Below are 23683 nucleotides of genomic sequence, written 5' to 3' on the forward strand. Positions count from 1 at the left end.
ATTCGCGTAGAAAGCCGTTAGTGTCCTACCACCGCGGCTTTCGCCTTTTTCAGAACAGACCTTGCTGCTTAACGGGCTTTGCCCTTTTCTTTTCGAACTTGTCAGACGGTAATGTCTGCTTCTCTGCCCACAGCTTTGCGTGGCGTAACACATCGTCAAAAATCCTCCCCTTGCGACTGGCCTGCGACATGCGCTTGTACATATCGACCGCCTGGTATGCCCCCCCCCTGAGCCACTGCCTGGGTGAATCCCTGGCGCATCAGCTCTTCGCGGACGTTCTTCTCAATGAATTCGATGTGGTTCATCAATCCCACCCTAACGGACCTGGACGGCACCGCTCTGCACGTAATCCGATATCTGCCAGCGTTTCTACTGACTGCAGGTAGTGGCGGGAAACTACCACCGCCTCCGGCGGAACAACCTGCAAACCCAGCGCTGATATTTCCTTCGCCATCTCGGCGTAATACCCCTCGCTCTTGCGGCGACTGATTGTCGACTCGCTAACCCCTCGCATTTCTGCAAAAACCTTCTGACCAATGGATAAAAGGCGGTTTAGCAAAATGCCTTCTATCTCAATCGGGTTGAGGATTGGCGGTTCTAACTTTCGGGCTATTGCATTCTCCATCTGTGATAATTCCTCTGGTGTTGTTTGGAATGGCCGCCAGTCAGGCGGCGCTATTGTTTGGTGGCGGAAAAATCGAAGGCAGATCAGGGCGAAACTCATATGCCTTAATCTCTCCATTTACGGCAGCGACAAGGTCGGGGACGTGCACTGGAGAAATCCTCTTTTTCCCGTTTAGCCAGTCGCAGATCGTCGACTGCGCTTTGCCGCATCGCTTGGCCAATTCTTTCTGACTGCCGGCGATGGAAATCGCTTTTTCTACTGCAGGGTTTTTCATAATCACCTCAGCTATTGGTTTTTGATGATTATGGTTATCGCAAAAGAGATTGTCAATCGCCTATGCGATTTTTTGCCAAGTAATCGCCTTGGCGATAGGATTAAAGGAGTTACTTTGAGGAGGTGTTATGGATTTCTCTGAGCGTCTTGCTCGAGCAATGTCATTGGCTGGGTATACGCAAGGCAGGCTTGCCAAAGAGGTCGGCATGGCTCAGTCAAGCGTAAACAAGCTGCTTAATGGCGCCAACGGCTCTCGCAAAACAGTGGAAATAGCATCTGTGTTAGGCGTGCGTCCTGAATGGCTTTCCACTGGAGCAGGTGAAATGCTTGCTGATTCCATACAGATCACGGAAGTGCAGACGCCAGTAACACCGAAAAATGGCATTTATCGGGTAGATGTCCTCGATGTAAAAGCCAGCGCAGGTCCTGGTGCACTTATCACGAACGATTTCATCGAGACGATTCGTGCGATCGAATACACATCAGAGCAGGCCAGATCTCTATTTGGCAATCGGCCAGCTCATCACATAAAAGTAATCACCGTTACCGGTGATAGCATGGACACGACAATATCCCCCGGCGATGAAATTTTCGTAGACATCAGCGTCACCCATTTTGACAGTGATGGCGTTTATGTGTTTGTTTTTGGCAAAACTCTTCACGTCAAGCGCTTGCAGATGCAAAGGGACCGACTAGCTGTAATTTCGGATAACCCCATCTATGAAAAATGGTATGTAGAGCCAGGTGATGAAGACCAGTTTTACGTTATGGCCAGAGTCCTTCTCAGACAATCGATCGAATACAAACGATTCGCATAACCCGCTCCGGCGGGTTTTTTATCGCTACACCTTAGCAACCACCCTCGCAAAAACACCTTTCTAAAATTTTTTCTTAAAATAATCACTTTAATAATCACATATTTATCACTTATACGATTGATAATATCGTTTTAGCGATTGACCTGAATAATCGCCTTGGCTATTATCATCTCATCCAAACAACAACGTTGGCGCCGGAAATAGGTAACAACGCTCCGTTAGCCGCGATAAGGCAAAGGTGAAGAGATGATCCGCGAAGAAGACAAGCCTGCATGGCGTAATTTTTGGTTAAAGGTCGTTCCGTTTCTGGTTGCTGTCCTCTTTTTTAGCTTCGCATGCTGGGGTGGAAAATGAGCAAACAAGGCATTCGTTCACTGATTTACTGCCTGCTGATCTGCGGCGTTATCTGGACAGCGTTGATTATCAAAATTCTGCACGTTACGTGGGTGTTCAATGGTTAGTCATCATTACGGGACACAGACCGTTAACCGCGGCGCCGTTCTCCCAGGGATGCTGGTTAAGCATCGGGAAAGCACCTGGACAGCATCAGCAAATAAACGCGGTCGCCTGTACCTGCATCGCGGGATTGAGCGGACTTACACAACCGACTTGCTGGTTGAAGTTTATCTGAACGGGTTGGGACAAGGTCTCAGCCGGTAATCGAAACGAAGAATTTAACTGAGCTATCAGGCAGCCAATACGGTGCCGGGCGTTTCACAACCAAATTTCAGGGGAAACCATGAGCGAAATAATGGATTTAACCGTCATCGAAATAAAACCAGAACAGGCACCGACCCTGTACCGGGCTGGCGGTCTTGATGCTTACCTGGAGCAGATTCGCCAGGCCGTGAACGAGGTTCCGGACCTGACCACCAAGAAAGGTCGTGACCGTGTCGCTTCTCTCGCGGCGCAGGTATCACGCAGCAAGACGGCAATCGAGAAGCCGGGGCGCGAGTACCTGAAACGTCTTAAAGAGGCTGTGCGCCCTGCTGAGGCGGAAATTAAGCGGTTCGTTGACGCATGTGACGAGCTGCGCGATGCAACACGTCGCCCACTGACTGAATGGGAAGCTGAGCAGGAACGCATTAAGGCCGAAGAAGCCATGAATGCCCTTCACGTCGAAGCGCTGGTGATGAACGAGAACATCGATCTGCAGCGTGCGGTTCAGTTCGAAGCTGACCACGAAATGGCCCTGCTGATGAATGACGCTTTCGACCGAGAGCAGGCTGAGAAGAAAGCAGAAGCCGAACGCCAGCGCATTGCCCGCGAAGAAGAGATTAAGCGCCTGGCAGAAGAGAAAGCGAAGCGTGAGGCAGCAGAACAGGCACAGCGTGAAATTGACGCCGCAGCCGCCAGAGAGCGCGAAGCGATTTTGGCCAAAGAGCGAGCCGAACGTGAACAGAGAGAAGCAGCTGAGCGTGCGGAGCGTGAAAAGCAGGCCGCTGTGGAAGCAGAACGCCGCAAAGCACAGGAAGAAGCCGATCGCATCCGCCGCGAGGCAGAGCAACGCGAACAGGCCCGCCTGGCTGAGGAGAAGCGTAAAGCCGATGAGCAGGCGCGCCGCGAAGCCGACGTTAAGCACCGCAAGGCTGTAGGTACTGAAATCGTCAAAGCTCTTCTGGCCAATACCAGCCTTACCCGGGATCAGGCTATCGAGGTGCTTACAGCGGTTAAAGACGGAAACATCCCGCACACCGGGATCAGTTACTGAGGTTCTTATGAACGCATACCGCGCATATGACGTGATCGAAGAGCGTAAGTGGGCCGAGCAAGCGCTCACCGAAGAGAAGCAAAAGTGGATTGACGATCGGGCGCAGGAAATTATCGACGCCCTGCCGAAAGAGCCGTCAGGACTGTTCCGCTTCTCTGTACCGATGGACAAAAGCCCATACGAAGGCCTCCGCAGCGATGCAGCTGGCGAGGCATATAACGATCTCATCTCGGCAGTAGCTTACGCCCAGGCGGAATACGACTGGGATCACCGCACCGGCTGCCCGTTTTAACTTTGGGGAATAGCAATGGCTAACGAACTTGTGATTACAGCCAGCACTCTTGCTGAGCGAGGCATTGACGGCGCTACCTGGAGCGCCCTCAAGAACAGTATTTACCCTGGCGCCAAGGATGAGTCGGTAATGATGGCGCTGGACTACTGCCGGGCCAGAAACCTCGATCCGCTTCTGAAGCCCGTTCATCTGGTGCCGATGAGCGTTAAGGACTCGAAGTCGGGGAAAAGCGAATGGCGCGATGTGGTTATGCCGGGCATTGGGCTTTATCGGATTCAGGCCGATCGCTCAGGTTCTTACGCTGGCGCAAAAGAACCAGAGTTCGGCCCGGACGTCACTCTGACGCTTACCGGTATTGAAGTGACCGTACCTCAATGGTGCAAGTACACGGTCAGCAAGCGCATGCCGAGCGGGGAGATCGTCGAATTCAGCGCGAAAGAATACTGGGTTGAAAACTACGCCACCGCTGGCCGTGACACTACCGCGCCAAACGCTATGTGGAAAAAGCGCCCTTACGGCCAGCTGGCGAAGTGTGCCGAGGCTCAGGCTCTGCGTAAGGCGTGGCCTGAAATTGGCCAGCAGCCCACCGCCGAAGAGATGGAAGGTAAAACGCTGGAAGTGGATGCGCGTGACGTGACGCCGCGCAGCACGACAGAGGCGCTCCCCCTGGTGGCCAGTGAGGAAACGCTGCAGGCAATTACCGACCTCCTGACGTCCCTGAATAAGGACTGGGAGCAGGACTTCCTGCCTCTGTGCAGCAACATCTTCAAGCGTGACATTTTACAGGCATCACAGCTTACCGAAGAAGAAGCGCAGAAAGGCTTTAGCTTCCTCCAGAAAAAAGCGCAGGTGGCAGCATGACACCAGAAATTATCTTCGAACGAACTGGCATTGACGTTACCCGCGTTGAACAGGGAGACGAATCCTGGCACCGATTACGCCTGGGCGTGATCACCGCCTCGGAAGTCCATAACGTCATCGCCAAGCCCAAGTCAGGTAAGAAATGGACTGATATGAAGATGTCCTACTTCCTTACGCTCCTTGCCGAAGTGTGCACCGGCGTGGCGCCGGAAGTTAACGCCAAGGCGCTGGCCTGGGGGAAACAGTATGAGGCCGACGCTCGCACCCTGTTTGAGTTCACCACCGACGTGAAGGTAACCGAGTCGCCGATCCTTTTCCGTGACGAAGGTATGCGCACCGCCTGCTCACCAGACGGCCTGTGCAGTGATGGTCGCGGCCTTGAGCTGAAATGCCCTTTCACCTCTCGCGACTTCATGAAATTCCGGCTTGGCGGCTTCGAGGCTATCAAATCCGCCTACATGGCCCAGGTGCAATTCAGTATGTGGGTAACCGGGAAGGATGCCTGGTATTTCGCGAATTATGACCCTCGCATGAAGCGAGAGGGCATTCACCATGTCGTTGTTGAGCGCGACGACAAATACATGTCCGACTTTAACGAAATGGTGCCGGAGTTCATCAGCAAGATGGATGAATCGCTGGCGGAGATCGGCTTTACCTTCGGGGAGCAGTGGAAATGAAACGCACTCCATTTTACCGCAGGCCCGGCAAAGCAGGGAAATTCTCCGGACTTCGCGAGCGCGTGATCTGGATGATTCAGACGCGCGGCCGCCCTGTAACCGGCAGCGAAATAGCGGAGAAGTTCGGCGTGACGCTTGTCGAATTTAACCGTGTAGCGAACGGCATAACCAAGGGAGAAGGCCGCATTGCGCAGCTGGTCGCATCGGAAACCTGGCTCAACGAGGACGGCATCTGCGATCGCACCTTTTACCTGATCACAAGGCCAAAGGTCATTACCCCGCAGGGTAAAACTCGCCTGTTCACTAAGCGCTCGATAGCTCAGGCCGCCTCTGGCAACCGCCAGAAATGTATTGATAAAGCGGCCCGGCGCCGCCGGCTTATCGCATCTGGCCTCTATATCGATGAAATGGAGTCAGTCCTATGAACCGCTACTCACTTATCTATGCCGACCCGGCCTGGTCTTACGGGAACCAGATCAGCAATGGCGCCGCCGTCGATCACTACCCCACAATGAGCCTTCTCGATATGAAGCGGCTCCCGGTGTGGGAGCTCGCCGCGGATAACGCCGTGTTGGCGATGTGGTACACCGGCACCCACAACCAGGAGGCGATCGAGCTGGCCGAGGCCTGGGGCTTTACGGTTCGCACGATGAAGGGCTTCACCTGGGTGAAGTTGAACCAGCTGGCCGAGCTACGCATTACCAAGGCTCTGGCAGATGGCGATGTGAACGATTTTTACGACTTCCTCGCCCTGCTGAATGCCGAGACGCGCATGAACGGCGGCAACCACACCCGCGCCAATACCGAAGACGTGCTGATCGCCACCCGCGGCGCCGGGCTGGAACGCAAGCACGCTGGAATTAAGCAGGTGGTCTACAGCCCACTCGGCGCACACAGCGAGAAACCGTGGGAAGTTCGCCACCGCCTGGAGCTGCTCTACGGCGACGTGCCGCGGATTGAGCTGTTCAGTCGCAGCGCAGCGCCAGGCTGGAGCCACTGGGGGAACCAATGCGCCACCGCTTCCGTTGAACTGATACCCGGCTGCGCCATCGACGTAGTGAAGACGGAGGCAGCATGACGCCAGAAGAAAAAGAAAACGCTCTCCGCGCCCAGGCTCGTCGCTGCGCAGAAGAGATAACCAAAGCGATGAGCGTAAAGCCTAAACCGAAGTGGAACGCTGTATGCCCCCCATCCTTCGCAAGCACTACGAGAAGGTAAAACCGATGGGTGTCAGCCTGGTGAAATTTGTCAGTGTTATTGGGCGGCTGAGCGGCCGCTATGGAGTGGAGTCATGAAGCTGAAAATGTATACCCCATCTGGGTCTGTGATCGTCGAAACCAACGACGTCGCGCAGTTTTACCCAGACGCTGAAAGCGGCGGAGAGCTGACCACAATCGAACTGGTTTCGCCAGCCGGCGACCATGGGAAGGTGGCAGTAAAACATAGCTTCCACCAGGTGGCTGGCGCTCTCGCCACGGCCTGGAAAATAGATGAAGACAAGGCAGGTGCAGCATGAGCAAATACGTAAATCTTGATATCGCGATAATGAGCAAGCTTAGCGAGACGCCTTCTCCGTTTAGCCGCCTGTTCTCTGGTGACGTAGGGGCTGAGTGCGTCGATATAGCGAAGGATGAAGGAGATAAAAAAGAGCCGTTCCGCATCCTCGACCGCCGATTACAGGCCTTGCGTAAATTGGGGGTGATTGCCCATGTGAAAGGTAAAGGATGGGTGAAGTTATGAGCGCAGAAATCATCGATCAGGCCAACGAGCTGGCAGAGCGCCGGCTGGAAATGACCATCCAGAGCACGCGCATCAACCATGCGGCAGTTTCAGCTACTCACTGCCGCGACTGCGGGGAAGAGATACCCGAGCGGCGCCGGGAACTGGTGGCGGGTTGTCAGCGCTGCGCTGACTGTCAGGAAGAGTTTGAAGAACGTGGTAAGCACCAGAGGTGATACATGCAGACAATTATCCAAGTTGAGACAAACGATTGGGTTTCAGAGGACTTGCTGATGGCGGTCACAGGGATGAAGCGCGGCACCATTACACGGGCTCGCAAGCTGTCCTGGTTACTTGGGCGAGAGTACAAACACGTTGCCCCTGATGGGGACCCTAAACCCCATTGCGAATTTATGTATAACAGAAAAGCTGTAGATTCTTGGATTTATGCCATGAAACAGCCAGGGGTAGTGATCGATTAGCATGAAAAAGGTAATCTTTCACCGCTCCTGGACGTCGGGAGGGAACAATGAGTAAAGAATCATACCCAACGGGCGTTGAGAACCACGGAAAATCACTCCGCATATGGTTCATTTTTAAAGGTAAGCGTGTCAGGGAAAACCTCGGTGTCCCTGACACCGCTAAAAACAGGAAGGTGGCCGGGGATCTGCGAACGTCAGTATGTTTTGCTATCCGCATGGGGACCTTTGACTATGCGGCGCAGTTCCCCAACTCACCAAACCTGAAAACTTTCGGGATCGGCAAGAAAGATATCACCGTGAAAGAGTTGTCTGAAAAATGGCTTGACCTGAAGCGGCTGGAGATCTGCGCAAATGCTTTAAACCGGTATGAATCAGTGGTGAAAAGCATGCTGCCGAGGATTGGTGCGAATAAGCTGGTTTCGGGTGTGACAAAGGAAGAACTGCTCTATATCAGGAGGGATATGCTGTCGGGGGAGAAAGGACTGAGTGTGGTGACGGTAAACTACTACATGACCACGATAGCGGGGATGTTTCAGTTTGCTGTTGATAATGGCTATGTGAGTGAAAACCCGTTTAACGGCATCAAGCCGCTAAAGAGGGCCAGGATAGAACCAGATCCGCTCACGCGTGATGAATTCGTTCGTTTAATAGATGCCTGCAAGCATCAGCAAACGAAAAACCTGTGGTCAATTGCGGTATACACAGGATTACGCCACGGTGAGCTGGTATCCCTCGCATGGGAAGACATAGATCTGAAAGCTGGAACGATGACCATACGCCGGAATTATACGAAACTCGGTGATTTCACTCTACCAAAAACCGAAGCCGGTACCGACAGGGTCGTGCACCTGATCAAGCCAGCCATTGACGCTTTAAGGAACCAGGCGGAAATGACCAGGTTAGGCAAACAGTATCAGGTTGAGGTGCAACTACGGGAGTATGGCCGAACGGTTATTCACGACTGTACATTTGTGTTCAATCCTCAGTTGGTTAAAAAAAGTGGCAGCGTGGGTTACCTGTACAAAGCCGATTCAGTTGGTGATTCATGGGATGCGGCGCTTAAACGGTCAGGTTTAAGACACCGCAAGGCGTATCAGTCGAGACATACTTACGCCTGCTGGTCGCTGTCTGCCGGGGCCAACCCGAGTTTCATTGCCAGCCAGATGGGACACGCCAGCGCCCAGATGGTTTTCAATGTCTACGGCGCCTGGATGGCCGACAGCAGCAGCGATCAGATTGCCATGTTGAACCAGAAATTATCGGACTTTGCCCCATCCATGCCCCACGGCATGGTGATAGGAATATGAGAATGATAAAAATCAGCAAGTTAGCGCATCACGCCCGCCACTTTAACTGCGTGGAGGGCAACACCACCCTGTATGCGCTACCAAAGCCGGAGATTGTCGCCCGCTGGTATGAACAGACTCACGATGACTTCCGCTTCTGCTTCAAATTTCCGGCCACCATCTCGCACCAGGCCGCCCTGCGCCATTGCGACGAGTTAAGCAGTGAATTTTTTGCCCGCCTGGCGCCGCTGGCCTCGCGCATCGGCCAGTACTGGCTGCAGCTGCCGGCGACGTTCGGTCCTCGCGATCTCCCCGCGCTATGGCATTTTCTCGACGGACTGCCGAAGGATTTCACCTACGGCGTCGAAGTTCGTCATCCCGAGTTTTTCGCCAAAGGGGAAGCGGAACAGCAGCTCAACCGCGGGCTGCACGAGCGTAACGTCAACCGCGTGATCCTCGACAGCCGCCCGGTCCATAGCGCTGCGGCCACCAGTCCGGCGATGATCGATGCCCAACAAAAGAAACCGAAGGTGCCGGTACATGCGGTGATGACCGCCCGGCAGCCAATGGTGCGCTTTATCGGCGGTGACGATATGGCCCATAACCGGGAACTGTTTCGCGTCTGGCTTCAGACCCTGGCGAAGTGGCATCAGTCGGGGACCCCGTGGTTGTTCCTGCATACCCCGGACATTGCTTTCGCCCCGGCGCTGGTGGATACCCTGTGGGGTGACCTGCGCGCTGCCCTGCCGGCGGCAGGAAATGCGCCGTCGATTCCGCAGCAATCTTCTCTTTTCTGATATCCTGCTATCATATCCGGAGCCATCTGCCAGAGTTAAAGGGAGTTTTCGTATGGTCAGCGCGCTGTATGCCGTTTTAGGTGCGTTATTGTTAGTGAAGTTCTCATTTGACGTGGTGCGTCTGCGCACCCAATACCATGTAGGCTACGGTGACGGCGGCTTTAGCGAGCTGCAGGTTGCCATCCGCGTTCACGGCAATGCCGTCGAATATGTGCCGATTGGCCTCATTTTGCTGTTATTTATGGAGATGAACGGCGCTCAGACCTGGATGGTGCACGTTTGCGGGATTTTATTGATTGTCGGGCGACTGATGCACTCCTGGGGCTTTCATCACCGCGTCTACTACTGGCGCCGCTCCGGCATGAGCGCCACCTGGTGCGCGTTGTTGCTAATGGTGCTGGCCAATCTTTGGTATATGCCCTGGGAGTTGGTTTTCTCCCTCCGTTAGCGCACAATACGCCGTTTTCGTTTTTTCGGGTTTAACGTTATGTCTCACCGCGATACGCTTTTTTCCGCGCCGATTGCCAGCCTCGGCGACTGGACCTTTGATGAACGGGTTGCTGAAGTCTTCCCCGATATGATCCAGCGTTCTGTGCCCGGCTACTCCAATATCATCTCGATGATCGGCATGCTGGCCGAGCGCTTCGTTCAGCCCAACACTCAGGTTTACGATCTTGGCTGTTCGCTGGGCGCCGCCACCCTCTCCGTGCGCCGCAATATTAGCCATCCGGGCTGTCGCATTATCGCTATCGATAACTCTCCCGCGATGGTGGAGCGCTGCCGTCGCCATATTGACGCTTATAAAGCGCCGACGCCGGTCGAAGTGATTGAAGGGGATATCCGCGACGTGACCATTGAAAACGCCTCGCTGGTGATCCTGAACTTTACTATTCAGTTCCTTGAGCCGGGCGATCGCCAGGCGATCCTCAATAAAGTCTATCAGGGGCTGAATCCGGGCGGCGCGCTGGTGCTCTCGGAAAAATTCAGCTTCGAAGACGCCCACGTTGGCGAACTGTTGTTCAATATGCATCATGACTTTAAGCGCGCCAACGGCTACAGCGAACTGGAGATCAGCCAGAAACGCAGCATGCTGGAAAATGTGATGCTGACGGACTCTGTCGAAACCCATAAAGCCCGCCTGCGTCAGGCTGGGTTTGAACATGCCGAACTGTGGTTCCAGTGCTTTAACTTTGGCTCGCTGGTGGCTGTTAAAGCCGGGGAGCAGGCATGATCGACTTCAGTAACTTCTATCAGCTGATCGCCAAAAGCCCGCTGTCTCACTGGCTGGAGACGCTGCCTGCCCAGGTAGCCGCCTGGCAGCGCGATGCCCTGCACGGCAAGTTTCGTGAATGGGAGCGCGCCGTAGAATTTCTGCCGGAGCTAACGCCCTGGCGTCTGGATCTTCTGCACAGCGTCACCGCCCAGAGCGAAACGCCGCTCAGCGAAGGCCATCAGCGGCGGATCGAAAATCTGCTTAAAAACCTGATGCCGTGGCGCAAAGGCCCTTATTCGCTGTACGGCATCAATATCGATACCGAATGGCGATCCGACTGGAAATGGGAGCGCGTTCTGCCGCACCTGTCCGATCTCACTGGCCGGACTATCCTCGACGTGGGCTGCGGCAGCGGCTATCACATGTGGCGGATGATCGGCGCCGGCGCACATCTGGCGGTCGGAATCGATCCCACCCAGCTGTTCCTGTGCCAGTTTGAAGCGGTGCGTAAGCTGCTCGGTAACGACCAGCGGGCGCATTTGCTGCCGCTGGGCATCGAGCAGCTGCCGGCGCTGGAGGCCTTCGACACCGTGTTCTCGATGGGGGTGCTCTACCACCGCCGCTCGCCGCTGGACCATCTGTGGCAGCTGAAAGATCAGCTGGCGCCAGGGGGCGAGCTGGTGCTGGAGACGCTGGTGGTTGAAGGAGATGAAAATACGGTGCTGGTTCCGGGCGACCGCTATGCGCAAATGCGCAACGTCTATTTTATCCCCTCGGCGGCGGCCCTGAAAATGTGGCTGGAGAAGTGCGGGTTTATTGACGTGCGCATCGTCGACGCCTGCGTCACCTCGACAGAGGAGCAGCGACGCACCGAATGGATGACGACCGAATCGCTGGCCGATTTCCTCGACCCACAGGATCAGCGCAAAACGGTGGAAGGCTATCCGGCGCCATTACGGGCTGTGATCATTGCCACCAAACCGGAAACCCAGCAGTCGCTGGCGAAAAAAGCGAGATAAAAAAAGGCCCCTGTTTAATGGGCAGGGGCCTGGTACGGGCAATCATCATATTGGGCGACATGATGTGCAGCAAAAAACCGTTTAACTTCTCCTGGCGGAGATAATCCTTTTCATCTCCGCCACCGCTGCGCCATTCACGGCGTAGCGTCTGTATTCATCGGCATCGGGATCGGCTGACATCGAAACGCCCGGATGACGAAAGCGCATTTCCGACGGCAACCAGTGGCCAGCCGAGCTATGGACCTCTTTCACCCCCGCCTGCAGAAACAGCGGCAGGTTCGCGGCGCGGACTCCCGCACCGGCCATAATGATTGGAGTATCCCCTGCGGCAATAAGTTCCGTAATTAATGAAATACCTTTCTCCGCCGAGGATTGCTGACCGGAAGTCAGGATACGTTTGACCCCCAGCTCACCCAGCGTTTTCCAGGCCTGACGCGGGTCGGCGCACAGATCGAACGCGCGATGAAAGGTCACCGCCAGCGGCCCCGCCGCGGCCATTATTTTTTTCATCCGCGGGATATCGACCTGGCCATCAGCATCCAGCACGCCGGTCACCAGCCCGGGAAAGCCCAGATCCCGCACCATGCGAATATCGTTAAGCATCGCGGCGAACTCTTCCTCGGTGTAGCAGAAATCGCCGCCGCGCGGGCGAACGATCGGATGCACCGGGAGAGTAATCGCCTCGCGGGCCGAGACCAGCACCCCATAAGAGGGGGTTAATCCCCCTTCCTGCGGCGCGGCGCAGAGCTCAATACGATCGGCGCCGCAGCGCTCAGCCTCCCGGGCGCACGCCATGCTGTAGCAACACACTTCCAGTACCGCCATTCCTCTCTCCCTGATCCAGACAACCTTTGCAGCATGTCACAATTTCACGCGGCAGACGCCGCGCGGCTTCACACTGTTACGTATCGGCTTGCTCGCTGGCGACGATTTGTTCAATAGACCATGGATGAAATTTGACCGTCACGCTGCCGTCGGTCACCGCCAGGGTGGGGTTCGGCAGGCGCTCATGCTCCCCTTTCGGCGAGCTGGTTTTGACCACGATCCCCGGCTGGCTGAGTCCGTCATCGGCCAGCAGCGCCAGCGCGCGGGCATTTAAGGTTGCCGGATCGCCGGGCAGGACGATTTCGATATGCTCCCAGCCTTCATGGGGATAACGCTTTTCACCCGGCCACGGCAGCTCAACGATATGGAAGCGCCAGTGCGCCACGCAGACCGGCTCCGCCAGTTTGAACAGGCAAATGGGCCGGCCGTTGATCATATTCTCCGACAGCAGGGTGCCGCACTGCTCCAGACCGCGGCGCCAGCGTTCCGCAGTGGTATTCTGATGACAGCGCAGGGAGATATGGTCGGCGTCGAGCCCGGCGATCTCCAGTCCCAGTCGCGCAGTGAAGCGCTGAAGCGCATCGGAAAATCGCGGGAGATCCGCCGTAATATCGGCCAGTTGTTCATTTTGCTGCCAGTTTGCCATGGGTTTGCTCGTCAATAATGCTCGTCAGTAATGAAAAGGTAATTTACCGTGTTTCGGCCTGCGGACCAACCGCCGCCCCGCTGATGGGCAACTGACCGGCGATGGATTGCGCACGCCGGCGCGCCGCGCGCAATGCTGACGGACGGGGACAAATGCAGTATACTCCCGCCCTAATTTGTCCACATTATGGCGCCGCCTCCCTCGGGGGCAGGCGCATTACACGTAAGGTATTCCGGTGAATATTCAGGCTCTTCTCTCAGAAAAAGTCAGCCAGGCCCTGATCGCGGCAGGCGCGCCTGCCGATTGCGAACCCCAGGTCCGCCAGTCAGCAAAAGTTCAGTTCGGCGACTATCAGGCCAACGGCGTGATGGCTGTCGCCAAAAAGCTGGGTATGGCGCCGCGACAACTTGCAGAGCAGGTACTGTCTCATCTTGACCTCAACGGCATTGCCAACAAGGTTGAAATCGCCGGGCCGGGCTTTATCAATATTTTCCTCGACCCCGCGTTTCTGGCGGACAACGTCAACCGCGCGCTGCAGTCTGAGCGCCTGGGCGTCACGAAACCGCAGGCGCAGACTATCGTCGTCGACTACTCGGCACCCAACGTAGCGAAAGAGATGCACGTCGGCCATCTGCGTTCGACCATCATTGGCGATGCTTCAGTCCGTACCCTGGAGTTCCTGGGTCATAAGGTGATCCGCGCCAACCACGTCGGCGACTGGGGCACCCAGTTCGGGATGCTGATCGCGTATCTGGAAAAACAGCAGCAGGAAAACGCCGGCGAGATGGCCCTGGCCGACCTCGAAGGTTTCTATCGCGAAGCGAAAAAGCACTATGACGAAGACGAAGCCTTCGCCGAGCGCGCGCGCAGCTACGTGGTTAAGCTGCAGGGCGGTGATGAGTACTTCCTGCAGATGTGGCGTAAGCTGGTCGACATCACCATGTCGCAGAACCAGATCACCTACGATCGCCTGAACGTCACCCTGACCCGCGATGACGTGATGGGTGAGAGCCTGTACAACCCGATGCTGCCGGGGATCGTCGCCGATCTGAAAGCCAAAGGGCTGGCGGTTGAGAGCGAAGGCGCTACCGTGGTCTTCCTTGATGAGTACAAAAACAAGGAAGGCGAACCGATGGGCGTCATCATCCAGAAAAAGGATGGCGGCTACCTCTATACCACCACCGATATCGCCTGTGCGAAGTATCGCTATGAAACGCTGCACGCCGACCGCGTGCTCTACTACATCGACTCTCGTCAGCACCAGCACCTGATGCAGGCGTGGACCATCGTGCGCAAGGCAGGCTACGTGCCGGACTCCGTGCCGCTGGAGCACCATATGTTCGGTATGATGCTGGGGAAAGACGGCAAGCCGTTTAAAACCCGCGCCGGCGGTACCGTGAAGCTGGCGGATCTGCTGGACGAAGCGCTGGAGCGCGCCCGTCGCCTGGTGGCCGAGAAGAACCCGGATATGTCGGCTGACGAGCTGGAAAATCTGGCGAAAGTGGTGGGTATCGGCGCGGTTAAATATGCCGACCTGTCGAAAAACCGCACCACCGACTACGTCTTCGACTGGGATAATATGCTGGCGTTCGAAGGCAACACCGCGCCGTATATGCAGTATGCCTATACCCGCGTGCTCTCCGTGTTCCGCAAAGCCGGCATCGACGAAAACGCGATGATCGACGCGCCGGTGGTCATCGCCGAAGATCGCGAAGCTCAGCTGGCCGCGCGCCTGCTGCAGTTTGAAGAGACCCTCTCCGTGGTCGCTCGCGAAGGGACGCCGCACGTGATGTGCGCCTACCTCTACGATCTGGCGGGCCTGTTCTCCGGCTTCTACGAGCACTGCCCGATCCTCAGCGCGGAAAGCGAAGAGACCCGCAACAGCCGTCTGAAGCTGGCGCTGCTCACGGCGAAAACCCTCAAGCTGGGTCTCGATACCCTCGGTATCGAAACCGTCGAGCGTATGTAACAAGCAACCCGGCGAAAGCCGGGTTAGTTTTATTCGGCGCCTCGCCAGCGGGGCGCCCTGCTCAGAAGTACTTGCGTAGATACTCCGTCAGACAAAGGATCGCCATCGCCTGACCGTAGGGCATCGAGGTAAGCGGGATCTGGCGATAAAAGTCGAGGTCTGACCCCATCCCGGTGCCAAATGAGGTCTGCAGCAGCTCCCCCTGCGGCGAAATATTCTGCACAATTCCGCGAATCGCTTTTTCAGCCACCCCGGCGTAGTGCTGCCCGACGTAACGCTTGCGCACCGCTTTGAGAATGCCGTAGGCAAAGCCGGCGGTCGCCGAGGCCTCAAGATAAGAGTGCGGGTCGTCCAGCAAGGTATGCCACAGGCCGCTGTCGTCCTGGCATTCTGCTAAGGCGGCAATCTGTGCGTCGAGGACTGTAATCAGATAGCGCCGTACCGCGTTCCCCTCGGGGAGATCCACCAGTTCCAGAAAATCCGGGATCACCATGGTGAGCCAGCTGTTGCCCCGCGCCCAACGCGCCCGGGCAAAGTTATGCCGCCCCTCATAGTTCCAGCCGTGAAACCACAGCCCGGTCTCCCGGTCCATCAGGTTCTGCACATGGAGCAGGAACTGGTAGGTTGCCTCCTCCACATACTGCGGGCGGTTAAGCAGCTTGCCAATTTTGGCTAACGGCAACACGGTCATCATCAGCGTGTCATCCCACATTTGCTGATGGTTCTCCTCCGCCAGAGTCATGTGCTGCATACCGCCCTGCTCGGTGCGCGGCATCTCGTGCATCGCCCACTCCGCCCAGCTCTCCAGCCACGGCAGATACGCCATACGGCCGGTCTCTTCAAAGCGGTAAGCCAGGGTCAGAAACGGGGCCATAGTATTGACGTTTTTGGTCGTTGCCCCCTCGGCGAAGCGGTCGGCAAACCAGCGATCGATGATATCACGCATCTCGATATCGCCGGTTTGCTGGTAATACTGATAGATGCCGTACAGCCCAACGCCGTGGGTCCACTCCCAGCCGGCCCAGCCTTTGGTATCGATCACGCGCCCGTCATCCAGGCGTAGTAAAAATTGCCCGCTCTCATCCTTAATATTCACCAGGTTTTGCGTCACGTTGCGGATCAGCGCCTGCAGTTCGCTACGGGCGATAAAACGCTCAGGCTGACGCAGTAATGGGCTATGTTTGACCGGCCAAACTTTCATGTTGTTAACCTCGGGTATATGTCGAATTCAAAGCGCCGCCCTTAATGAGCGCCGGGGCAGCAGGTTTATGACGATTCAGATAGCCAATATTGTTATTGCCCCACAGACAGTCGTAAGGCATCCCCGCCAGCAGCTCGACCACCGCGCGGTGTTCCGCACTGGTCTGTTCCGACTGAGCGTAGCCGAGCTCGCGCATTCTGAGGGTCTCGCTGCGCAGGACGCTGTGGGTGTGCAGGTTGAGCTTGAAGCGCAGCGAGACGAGGAAGCCGCAGGCTAACACCACCAGAGTGCCGACGCTGAGGATCAGCAGAATGGTATGGCTGACCCCTTCAGGCTGTATTTTTTGCCCGGAAACAAACCCCGACAACTGCATAATGATCCCCACCAGCATCACCGCCCCCGCCTGCGAGGCTTTGCGGGTCAGAGTCATGATGCCGGCAAAAATCCCCTCCCGGCGCTGGCCGGTGATCGCTTCGTCGACGTCGGCAATATAGGTGTAGGTATTCCACGGTACGTAATTTATCCCGCCGCGTCCCAGTCCGGCGACAGCAGAGATGAGCAGCAATAAGGAATAGACGTCGCTCAGTCCGGCGTAATAGAGCAGCGCGTAGGAGAGTGAGCTCAGGCCAAACAGGACCACCACCATGCGGTACGACGGCGCGGGGCCAAAACGAATGCACAGCGGGATCATGGCGATTACTGCAATAAACTGGAAGATGGCCATCGTCCCCAGCAGGTTCGAGGCGACGGCGGCTTCCTGCATCAGAACAAAGACCACGTAATAGGTAAACACGGCATTGAAGACGTCCTGGGCGATATAGCCCCCCAGATACATGCCGAGGTGCTGGCGGAAAATTTTTATCCGCAGCGTAGAACTCAGCTCAATCACCAGGCGATTGAGGCTCTGAGCAAGGGTTAAGTTTTGTTTTTCCGCTTCCGCCCGCAGGGCCGCTTCCGACCACGCCTCCCGCGGTCGTTCCCAGGTGAAACACCAGACCAGAGTCAGCATCACCGCGCACAGCACCGAGAACACCAGACTGGCATAGAAGAACGAGCTGGCATTATCTTTGCCGAGCCAGGAGAGAAGGATCCCCGGCAGGAAGGAGGCTAAAATCGCCGACATCTGCGCCATCGAAATGCGCGCGCCGGAGAATTTGGTTTTCTGTTTAAAGTCATCGGTCATCTCCGGCACCAGCGTCTCATAGGGCACCAGAATCATGGTATAGACCATATCAAACAGCAGATAGGTCGCCAGGTAGTACCAGAAGCCCATCTCGCCGACCCACATCGCTGAATAGCTGAATACGCAGGGGATGCCGAGCAGAATAAAGAATTTTCTGCGGCCGAAGCGCTTACCAAGCCAGGTGGTGCCAAAGTTATCGGTGAGAAAGCCCATCAGCGGGCTTACCACCGCGTCCAGCACGCGGGCGGCAGCAAAAATAAGCGTGGCCTCAATCGGGGTCAGTCCGCAAAAGGTCGTGTAAAAGTAGAGCAGCCATGCGGCGGTTAGCGCCGTCGTGCCGGCGCCGAGAAAATCGCCCGCGCCGTAGGCCAGATAGTTAGCCAGTCCAATTTTTCGTGTTTTCATCGCCGTGATCCTGTGTCTTTTTTTAAAAGAACGCCGACAATCGTTCCGGATTTGCCACCGGAAGGGAGTGGGTACCTGGCTACACTAAAAGCTGTGAAAGGAGGTTACCTTTGTACTTTTGCCACGGAACAGTCGCCGGTGGCAAAATGACAAAGAGATGACGTCGCCACTTCACTCATTTATAAAACAGCATTTCTTTTTAATCAAAAGACAGGTTCATTGATGTGATCTGGCTGGAAGGTCGCCGACTGACGAACAGGCTCGCAAATCCCGGGATCGGCCCTTGCGCAGTCGGGGAAACAGGAGTAAAGAATGGAAGAAAGGGTTATTCCGCCTATCTCAAGGAGGCCAGATGCCTTATACCCATCTGCTGGTTGCCGTCGCGCCAACGCCGGAGAGTCAGGTGTTAATTAAAAAAGCGGTGTCGATAGCCCGCCCCGTTAACGCGAAAGTGAGCTTAATCACTCTCGCTACGGATCCGGAGCTGTATAACCAGTTCGCCGCACCGATGATGGAAAATCTGCGCGAAGTGATGCAGGAAGAGACGCGGGAGTTTCTCAATGAGCTGGCTCGCCACGCGGACTACCCAATAGAAAGAATGACCATCGCCTGCGGCGAGCTAGGCCATCATATTAAGGACTTCTGCCGGTCACACCGTGTTGATCTGGTGATCTGCGGCAATCACAACCATTCCCTCTTCTCACGCGCCACCTGCTCGGCGAAAAATATCGTCGGCAGCTGTGGCGTTGATGTCCTGTTGGTTTCCCTTGAAAAGGGCTAACGCCGGTTAGCCCTTTTCCTGAACTAGGCCAGTTTAGGGAAGGTGGCTATCTTCCCCCGCAGACGGCTCTCCTCGCTGCGCGGTGAAATATGCTGCAGATCCTCGACAAAGCGCGCCTGCCAGTTATGAATATCATTTTCTCTGATCACGTCCAGCATCGCTGAATGACGGGCGATACGTTCCGCCAGCGGCATGCTGAGCGCGCGATCCAGCGCGGCGGCAACCTCGTCGCGATCGTAAGGATTGACGATCAGGGCGCTGGTCAGCTCCTGCGCCGCCCCGGCAAACTGCGACAGGACCAGTACGCCAGGGTTATCCGGATCCTGCGCCGCGACGTACTCCTTCGCCACCAGATTCATACCATCGCGTAGCGGCGTCACCAGCCCGACGTCAGAGTAGCGGAAGACCTTCATCAGCAGCTTACGATCAAAATGCTGATTCAGATAGTAGAGCGGTGTCCAGCCAAGCTGACCAAACTGTCCGTTGATGCGTCCGGCTGCGGTTTCCAGCTGGTGGCGGATATCCTGATAGGCCTGCACATCGCCGCGGGAGGTCGGCGCGATCTGGGTATAACGGATTTTGCCGTGGTGCTGAGGGTACTTCTCGAGCAGCGTCTCGTAGGCGAGGAATCGCTCCGGCAACCCTTTCGAATAGTCAAGACGCTCCACGGAGAAGATATTCTTCACATTTTTCAGCTCGTTCTTCAGCTGGGCCAGCTTCGGCGGCAGCGGACCTTTAGCGTTGCGCGTAATTTCGTCCGGATCGATCCCTATCGGATAAACCTCGGTACTGAACGCCTTACCCCATGCCTGATAGCGTTTATCGCCGAGGTCGGATAGGCGAGTCTGCATAGCAATGCTGTCGAGAAAAGCGGTTCTGTCGCTTTCGGTCTGGAAGCCCAGCAGATCGTAATCGCACAGTTGCTCCAGCAGCTCAGCGTGCGGCGGCAGAGCGTTAAAAATCTCCGGCGTCGGGAACGGAATATGTAAGAAAAACCCGATGCGATTGTTCACCCCGCGCTTGCGCAGCTCGCTGGCGAAGGGCAGAAGATGGTAATCATGGATCCACAGCGTATCGTCTGGCTCAATCAGCGGCAGAAGCTTGTCCGCCAGCATGGCGTTAACCCGCAGATATCCCTCCCAGGCTTCGCGCTGAAAGCTGACCAGATCAAGGCGATAGTGGAAAGCCGGCCACAGCACGGCGTTAGAGAACTGGTTGTAGTATTCATCATGGTCCCGTTCATTAAGGTTGAACGACGCCCAGGAAATATTCCCGCGGGAGACCTGCTTGAGCGGCTGCTGGTCATCGCCAATCTCGCCGCTCCAGCCAAACCACAGACCCCCCGCCGCTCTCAGTGCCCCCAGGATGCCGACGGCCAGACCGCCAGCGCTCGATTTTTTATCGTCCGGTAAGGCGATACGGTTAGAGACTACGACTAAACGACTCATGGTCATCCCTCCTTTCGGTTTGCGCGTCATACGCCAGATGTTGCAACCACGTCCTTACAGCGGCGGCATCCGCCAACCGCCAGTGCGCCTGAGTTTCCCCGGCGCCAACTTTTACCGACATTCCCTGCAGTTGATTAACGACGCTGAATCCCGCCTCGTCGGTCAAATCATCGCCGACAAAAACCGGTTCGCGGCCGGCGAATGGCGCCTCCTGCATGAACGCGGTAATCGCCTCCCCTTTGTTGACGCCGCGGGGTTTAATCTCCACCACGCACTTGCCAAGCTGTAACGCCAGCAGCGGATAGCGCTGAACAATCCGCTGCGCCAGCTCCAGCACGGCGCTCTGCTGCTGCGGGGCCTGGCGATAGTGGAGCGCGAAAGCCATCTCTTTACTCTCCAGCTCACATCCCGGGAGCGCTTCCAGCGCCGACGTCAGCTCAGCCGCGATCTCATCGCGCAGCGCTGTCGGCAGAGAGACGATGTAGGTTTTACCATTGATATCACGGCGCTCGGCCCCGTGAACGCCGGCCAGCGGTAGCCGCCAGGGATGGGTTAGCGCGTCAAGTTCAGCCATTGAGCGCCCTGAAATCAATGCCACCGCGCCCCCCTGCTGCTGAGCCAGCGCATTGAGCGCCTGCAGCGTGCTGTCGGGTATCACCACCTGATCGGGGTGCGGCTGGATATCGGCAAGAGTACCGTCGAGGTCAAAGAAAAAAGCGTAGTTTCCGGTTAGCGCAGGCGGTACAGATATCTGGTTATCCACCCTGTTTCCTCCTTATCATGGCCAGCCGAAGCTGGTTGTTAATTATATGTGAGCCATGTAAGTATAGACAGTGTGACCAACCTCGCCATTTTTGATAGTTACCGCCAGCGAAACGGGCGCTGGCGGCAATTACTCTGTAAACTAAAAAGTTCGGTTTAAATTCAGGCCGCACGTTTGGCTTTTTGTTTGTAGCGGTCGAAGATCACCGCCGCCAGCAGGATCACCCCGCGCACGACGTATTGTGAGAATGGCGAGATATTCAGCAGGTTCATCGCATTTTCCACGGTTCCGAGGATCAGGATCCCGGCCACCACGTAGGAGATCTTGCCGATCCCGCCCTTCAGCGACACCCCGCCCAGCACGCAGGCCGAAATAACAATCAGCTCATAGCCAATCGAGGTCATCGGCTGGCCGCTGGTCATCCGCGACGCCAGAATGATCCCCGCTGCGGCAGATACCAGACCGGAGAGCACAAAGATAATAATCTTGGTGCGCACCACCGGGACGCCGGCCAGGCGCGCCGCCTCTTCATTGCCGCCAATAGCCAGCGTATTACGGCCAAAGGTGGTTTTGTTTAGTAATAATCCGAAAACCACCAGGCAGGCGACGGTCAGCCAGATCGGCGCCGGCAGACCAAACCAATTGGCATAGCCGAGGGTGAAGAAACGTTCATCTTCGATCCCCACCGCTTTGCCGTCGGAGATAATATAGGCCAGGCCGCGGACAATCTGCATGGTGGCCAGCGTGGTGATCAGCGCGTTGATCTTAAGGCGCGCAATGACAAAGCCGTTAACCAGGCCACTAAGCGCCCCCAGCAACAGGCCTGCGGCGATCCCCAGCCACAGGCTTTCGCTGAGATTAATCACCACCGCGGTGGTGACCCCGGCGCAGGCGATAACCGACGCCACCGACAGGTCAAAATCGCCGGAGGCCAGGCAAAACAGCATGCCGCAGGCCACCATCCCGGACATCGAGATCGCCAGCCCCAGCCCTTTCATATTGACGAATGAAGCAAAGTTGGGCACAAAAATCACACAGCCGATAAACAGCACCGCAAACACCACCAGCATGCCAAACTGATCCCAGATGCGGGCAAAGCTAAAGGTTGAGCGGGTAGCCCCGGACGTAGTCACTGATGACATCATTTACTCCTTACTCAGGCGACAGCCTGGCTCACTGTTGGCATCGCAAGGCTTAACGCCTGCTGTTCATTGGCTTCTTCATGCAGCAGTTCGCCGGCGATTTGTCCTTCGCGCATCACCACGATGCGGTCAGCGACGCCCAGCACTTCCGGCAGGTCGCTGGAGGCAAACACCACGGCGACACCGGAGGCGGCGAGGCCATAGATCACATTGTAAATTTCATGTTTGGCGCCGACGTCGATGCCGCGGGTTGGCTCATCAAGCAGGATCACCTTCATCTCTTCCGACAGCCAGCGGCCAAGGATCGCTTTCTGCTGGTTGCCGCCCGACAGGTTCATAATCAGCTGTTCCGGGCCCGGCGTTTTAATATTCAGCGACTGGATATGTTGATCGGCGTTGTCCGCCTCCCAGGCGTTGTTGATCAGGCAGCCAGCGTGAATATGCTTGCGCCGGGCGCTGATATTGATGTTATCGCGCACGGAATGCACCGGAATAATCCCCTCCGCTTTACGATCCTCCGGGCACAGCATCATCCCGGCCTGGATGGCCTGGGCCGGTTTGCGAATGGAGACGGGCTGGCCATCGATATACACCTGACCGCCGGTTATCTGCGTGCCGCCAAACAGGCCTTTCATTAGTTCGCTGCGCCCGGCACCCACCAGTCCGAACAAACCGACAATTTCACCGCTGCGCACCGAGAGACTAACCGGCGTGCGCACGCCCGGCGCTTTGACCTCCTCCAGGCGCAGCCGCTCCTCGCCATAGGGGCGAGGCTTCCAGCCATAAATATCGCCCAGATTGCGGCCTACCATTGCCTGGACCAGGGCGTCGTGGCTGACGCTCGGCATATCGTCAAAGGTGCAAACGTAGCGGCCATCTTTAAAGACGGTGATGGCATCGCTGAGGGCAAAAATCTCTTCCATCCGGTGTGAAACATAGATGATGACCCTTCCCTCCTCCCGCAACTCGCGGATGACGCGAAACAGGTTGTCGATCTCTCTGGCGGAGAGCGAGCTGGTCGGCTCATCGAACGCGATAATCTTGGCGTTACGCGCCAGCGCTTTGGCAATCTCCACCATCTGCCATTGACCAATGGAGAGATATTTCAGCGGCGTCTCCGGGTCGATATCCAGACCCAGATGCTCCAGCTGCAGGCGGGCCTCATAGTTGAGCAGCGAGCGATTGACGATGCCGCCTCTGTGCGGCAGCTGACCGAGATAGATATTTTCGGCGACGGTCATCTCCGGGATCAGATGCAGCTCCTGGTAGATGATTGCCACGCCGGCATTCAGCGCCTCCATGGTATTGGCGAATGCCATCTGCTGGCCGCCGATCTGCAGATGGCCCGCGGTCGGGATATAGTTGCCGCTGAGAATTTTCAACAGCGTCGATTTGCCTGCGCCATTTTCGCCCATCAGCGCGTGGATCTGTCCTGGGTAGCAGTCAAAACTGATATCGGACAAGGCCTTTACGCCAGGGAACGTCATGGTGATGCCGCGAAATGAGAGATAAGGGGTAGACTGTTGCATAACGACTCCGCTCTTCTG

Annotated in this window: 31 protein-coding genes and 1 pseudogene; 21 read left to right on the plus strand and 11 right to left on the minus strand. The window is 56.4% G+C overall.

What is annotated here, in order from left to right; all coding sequences use genetic code 11:
• Positions 1-155: 155 nt before the first annotated feature.
• Genes KHQ26_RS21485 through KHQ26_RS21495 form a run of 3 tightly spaced genes read right to left on the minus strand, consistent with a single transcriptional unit; the run spans position 156 to position 899 of the window.
• Complete coding sequence (locus KHQ26_RS21485; RefSeq protein WP_165473733.1) at positions 156-305, minus strand: hypothetical protein; 150 nt, start codon at positions 303-305, stop codon at positions 156-158.
• Positions 305-625 (minus strand): CII family transcriptional regulator, encoded by a 321-nt coding sequence (locus KHQ26_RS21490; protein WP_004141720.1) that lies wholly within the window; start codon positions 623-625, stop codon positions 305-307. Before KHQ26_RS21490 ends, KHQ26_RS21485 begins: the two co-directional genes overlap by 1 nt.
• Before the next feature lie 40 nt (positions 626-665).
• On the minus strand, positions 666-899 hold the full coding sequence (locus KHQ26_RS21495) for a transcriptional regulator (RefSeq protein WP_004151299.1): 234 nt from the start codon (positions 897-899) through the stop codon (positions 666-668).
• 127 nt (positions 900-1026) lie between these two features.
• On the opposite strand from KHQ26_RS21495, the gene KHQ26_RS21500 reads away from it, so the two are divergent.
• The 19 genes and pseudogenes from KHQ26_RS21500 to cmoB all read left to right on the plus strand — a co-directional run bounded on the left by KHQ26_RS21500 (position 1027) and on the right by cmoB (position 11773).
• Positions 1027-1716 carry an XRE family transcriptional regulator gene (locus KHQ26_RS21500; protein ID WP_032453660.1) on the plus strand — a complete coding sequence of 230 codons (690 nt, stop codon included), beginning with the start codon at positions 1027-1029 and terminating at the stop codon, positions 1714-1716.
• Between the two features lie 335 nt (positions 1717-2051).
• Positions 2052-2177: a hypothetical protein gene (locus KHQ26_RS21505; RefSeq protein WP_211777942.1), complete on the plus strand. Its 126-nt coding sequence runs from the start codon at positions 2052-2054 to the stop codon at positions 2175-2177.
• The gene (locus KHQ26_RS21510) at positions 2170-2376 is read left to right on the plus strand and encodes a phage encoded cell division inhibitor protein (protein WP_008807814.1); all 207 of its coding nucleotides are present in this window, start codon (positions 2170-2172) and stop codon (positions 2374-2376) included. Before KHQ26_RS21505 ends, KHQ26_RS21510 begins: the two co-directional genes overlap by 8 nt.
• A gap of 79 nt (positions 2377-2455) precedes the next feature.
• Positions 2456-3427, plus strand: coding sequence for a hypothetical protein (locus KHQ26_RS21515; protein ID WP_211777943.1), 972 nt, complete (start codon positions 2456-2458; stop codon positions 3425-3427).
• A gap of 7 nt (positions 3428-3434) precedes the next feature.
• On the plus strand, positions 3435-3719 hold the full coding sequence (gamL, locus tag KHQ26_RS21520) for a host nuclease inhibitor GamL (protein WP_048287189.1): 285 nt from the start codon (positions 3435-3437) through the stop codon (positions 3717-3719).
• Between the two features lie 15 nt (positions 3720-3734).
• Positions 3735-4580 carry a phage recombination protein Bet gene (gene bet / locus KHQ26_RS21525; RefSeq protein WP_211777944.1) on the plus strand — a complete coding sequence of 282 codons (846 nt, stop codon included), beginning with the start codon at positions 3735-3737 and terminating at the stop codon, positions 4578-4580.
• Positions 4577-5257: a lambda exonuclease family protein gene (locus tag KHQ26_RS21530; RefSeq protein ID WP_211777945.1), complete on the plus strand. Its 681-nt coding sequence runs from the start codon at positions 4577-4579 to the stop codon at positions 5255-5257. The genes bet and KHQ26_RS21530 overlap by 4 nt, the downstream gene beginning before the upstream one ends.
• Positions 5254-5682 carry a regulator gene (locus KHQ26_RS21535; RefSeq protein ID WP_211777954.1) on the plus strand — a complete coding sequence of 143 codons (429 nt, stop codon included), beginning with the start codon at positions 5254-5256 and terminating at the stop codon, positions 5680-5682. The genes KHQ26_RS21530 and KHQ26_RS21535 overlap by 4 nt, the downstream gene beginning before the upstream one ends.
• Positions 5679-6335, plus strand: a complete 657-nt coding sequence (locus KHQ26_RS21540; RefSeq protein ID WP_196983368.1) for an MT-A70 family methyltransferase — start codon at positions 5679-5681, stop codon at positions 6333-6335. Before KHQ26_RS21535 ends, KHQ26_RS21540 begins: the two co-directional genes overlap by 4 nt.
• A pseudogene (locus tag KHQ26_RS26115) lies at positions 6332-6552 on the plus strand (hypothetical protein). The gene KHQ26_RS21540 and the pseudogene KHQ26_RS26115 overlap by 4 nt, the downstream one beginning before the upstream one ends.
• On the plus strand, positions 6549-6773 hold the full coding sequence (locus tag KHQ26_RS21545; protein ID WP_211777946.1) for a hypothetical protein: 225 nt from the start codon (positions 6549-6551) through the stop codon (positions 6771-6773). The pseudogene KHQ26_RS26115 and the gene KHQ26_RS21545 overlap by 4 nt, the downstream one beginning before the upstream one ends.
• Positions 6770-6997 (plus strand): hypothetical protein, encoded by a 228-nt coding sequence (locus tag KHQ26_RS21550; protein WP_040217354.1) that lies wholly within the window; start codon positions 6770-6772, stop codon positions 6995-6997. The genes KHQ26_RS21545 and KHQ26_RS21550 overlap by 4 nt, the downstream gene beginning before the upstream one ends.
• Complete coding sequence (locus KHQ26_RS21555; protein ID WP_211777947.1) at positions 6994-7212, plus strand: TraR/DksA family transcriptional regulator; 219 nt, start codon at positions 6994-6996, stop codon at positions 7210-7212. Before KHQ26_RS21550 ends, KHQ26_RS21555 begins: the two co-directional genes overlap by 4 nt.
• 3 nt (positions 7213-7215) lie before the next feature.
• The gene (locus tag KHQ26_RS21560; RefSeq protein WP_110236430.1) at positions 7216-7458 is read left to right on the plus strand and encodes an excisionase family protein; all 243 of its coding nucleotides are present in this window, start codon (positions 7216-7218) and stop codon (positions 7456-7458) included.
• Between the two features lie 47 nt (positions 7459-7505).
• The gene (locus KHQ26_RS21565; RefSeq protein WP_211777948.1) at positions 7506-8765 is read left to right on the plus strand and encodes a tyrosine-type recombinase/integrase; all 1260 of its coding nucleotides are present in this window, start codon (positions 7506-7508) and stop codon (positions 8763-8765) included.
• Entirely contained in the window at positions 8762-9541 is a 780-nt protein-coding gene (locus KHQ26_RS21570; RefSeq protein ID WP_101972468.1) for a DUF72 domain-containing protein, read from the plus strand. The genes KHQ26_RS21565 and KHQ26_RS21570 overlap by 4 nt, the downstream gene beginning before the upstream one ends.
• A gap of 52 nt (positions 9542-9593) precedes the next feature.
• Positions 9594-9989, plus strand: a complete 396-nt coding sequence (locus KHQ26_RS21575; RefSeq protein WP_002911484.1) for an MAPEG family protein — start codon at positions 9594-9596, stop codon at positions 9987-9989.
• Positions 9990-10028: 39 nt separating this feature from the next.
• The gene (gene cmoA, locus KHQ26_RS21580; RefSeq protein ID WP_002911486.1) at positions 10029-10772 is read left to right on the plus strand and encodes a carboxy-S-adenosyl-L-methionine synthase CmoA; all 744 of its coding nucleotides are present in this window, start codon (positions 10029-10031) and stop codon (positions 10770-10772) included.
• Positions 10769-11773 carry a tRNA 5-methoxyuridine(34)/uridine 5-oxyacetic acid(34) synthase CmoB gene (gene cmoB / locus KHQ26_RS21585; protein ID WP_020803737.1) on the plus strand — a complete coding sequence of 335 codons (1005 nt, stop codon included), beginning with the start codon at positions 10769-10771 and terminating at the stop codon, positions 11771-11773. Before cmoA ends, cmoB begins: the two co-directional genes overlap by 4 nt.
• 81 nt (positions 11774-11854) lie before the next feature.
• On the opposite strand, the gene cutC is transcribed toward cmoB, so the two are convergent.
• Together cutC and KHQ26_RS21595 are read right to left on the minus strand one after the other, a co-directional pair.
• Positions 11855-12598: a copper homeostasis protein CutC gene (cutC, locus tag KHQ26_RS21590; RefSeq protein WP_004891031.1), complete on the minus strand. Its 744-nt coding sequence runs from the start codon at positions 12596-12598 to the stop codon at positions 11855-11857.
• 76 nt (positions 12599-12674) lie between these two features.
• Positions 12675-13244, minus strand: a complete 570-nt coding sequence (locus tag KHQ26_RS21595) for a VOC family protein (protein ID WP_002911491.1) — start codon at positions 13242-13244, stop codon at positions 12675-12677.
• A 235-nt stretch (positions 13245-13479) separates the two neighbouring features.
• Between KHQ26_RS21595 and argS the strand changes: the two genes are divergently transcribed.
• Positions 13480-15213 (plus strand): arginine--tRNA ligase, encoded by a 1734-nt coding sequence (argS, locus tag KHQ26_RS21600; protein WP_004151452.1) that lies wholly within the window; start codon positions 13480-13482, stop codon positions 15211-15213.
• Between the two features lie 61 nt (positions 15214-15274).
• Here the strand turns inward: argS and KHQ26_RS21605 are convergent, their stop codons facing one another.
• Together KHQ26_RS21605 and KHQ26_RS21610 are read right to left on the minus strand one after the other, a co-directional pair.
• On the minus strand, positions 15275-16414 hold the full coding sequence (locus KHQ26_RS21605) for a glycoside hydrolase family 88/105 protein (protein ID WP_002911497.1): 1140 nt from the start codon (positions 16412-16414) through the stop codon (positions 15275-15277).
• Positions 16415-16418: 4 nt separating this feature from the next.
• On the minus strand, positions 16419-18002 hold the full coding sequence (locus KHQ26_RS21610) for an MFS transporter (RefSeq protein WP_002911499.1): 1584 nt from the start codon (positions 18000-18002) through the stop codon (positions 16419-16421).
• Positions 18003-18354: 352 nt separating this feature from the next.
• Here KHQ26_RS21610 and uspC point away from each other — a divergent pair, with 352 nt between their 5' ends.
• Positions 18355-18783: a universal stress protein UspC gene (gene uspC, locus KHQ26_RS21615; RefSeq protein ID WP_004175415.1), complete on the plus strand. Its 429-nt coding sequence runs from the start codon at positions 18355-18357 to the stop codon at positions 18781-18783.
• A gap of 23 nt (positions 18784-18806) precedes the next feature.
• On the opposite strand, the gene otsA is transcribed toward uspC, so the two are convergent.
• The 4 genes from otsA to araG form a co-directional block, all read right to left on the minus strand.
• Positions 18807-20231, minus strand: a complete 1425-nt coding sequence (gene otsA / locus KHQ26_RS21620) for an alpha,alpha-trehalose-phosphate synthase (RefSeq protein WP_004175414.1) — start codon at positions 20229-20231, stop codon at positions 18807-18809.
• Positions 20206-20994 (minus strand): trehalose-phosphatase, encoded by a 789-nt coding sequence (gene otsB / locus KHQ26_RS21625; RefSeq protein WP_002911505.1) that lies wholly within the window; start codon positions 20992-20994, stop codon positions 20206-20208. The genes otsA and otsB overlap by 26 nt, the downstream gene beginning before the upstream one ends.
• A 161-nt stretch (positions 20995-21155) precedes the next feature.
• Entirely contained in the window at positions 21156-22136 is a 981-nt protein-coding gene (araH, locus tag KHQ26_RS21630) for an L-arabinose ABC transporter permease AraH (RefSeq protein ID WP_002911507.1), read from the minus strand.
• Between the two features lie 14 nt (positions 22137-22150).
• Positions 22151-23665: an L-arabinose ABC transporter ATP-binding protein AraG gene (gene araG / locus KHQ26_RS21635; protein WP_002911516.1), complete on the minus strand. Its 1515-nt coding sequence runs from the start codon at positions 23663-23665 to the stop codon at positions 22151-22153.
• Between the last annotated feature and the right edge of the window lie 18 nt (positions 23666-23683).

The sequence above is a fragment of the Klebsiella sp. 10 genome (genome assembly GCF_018223925.1).
GTDB classification, from domain to species: Bacteria; Pseudomonadota; Gammaproteobacteria; order Enterobacterales; family Enterobacteriaceae; genus Klebsiella; species Klebsiella pneumoniae.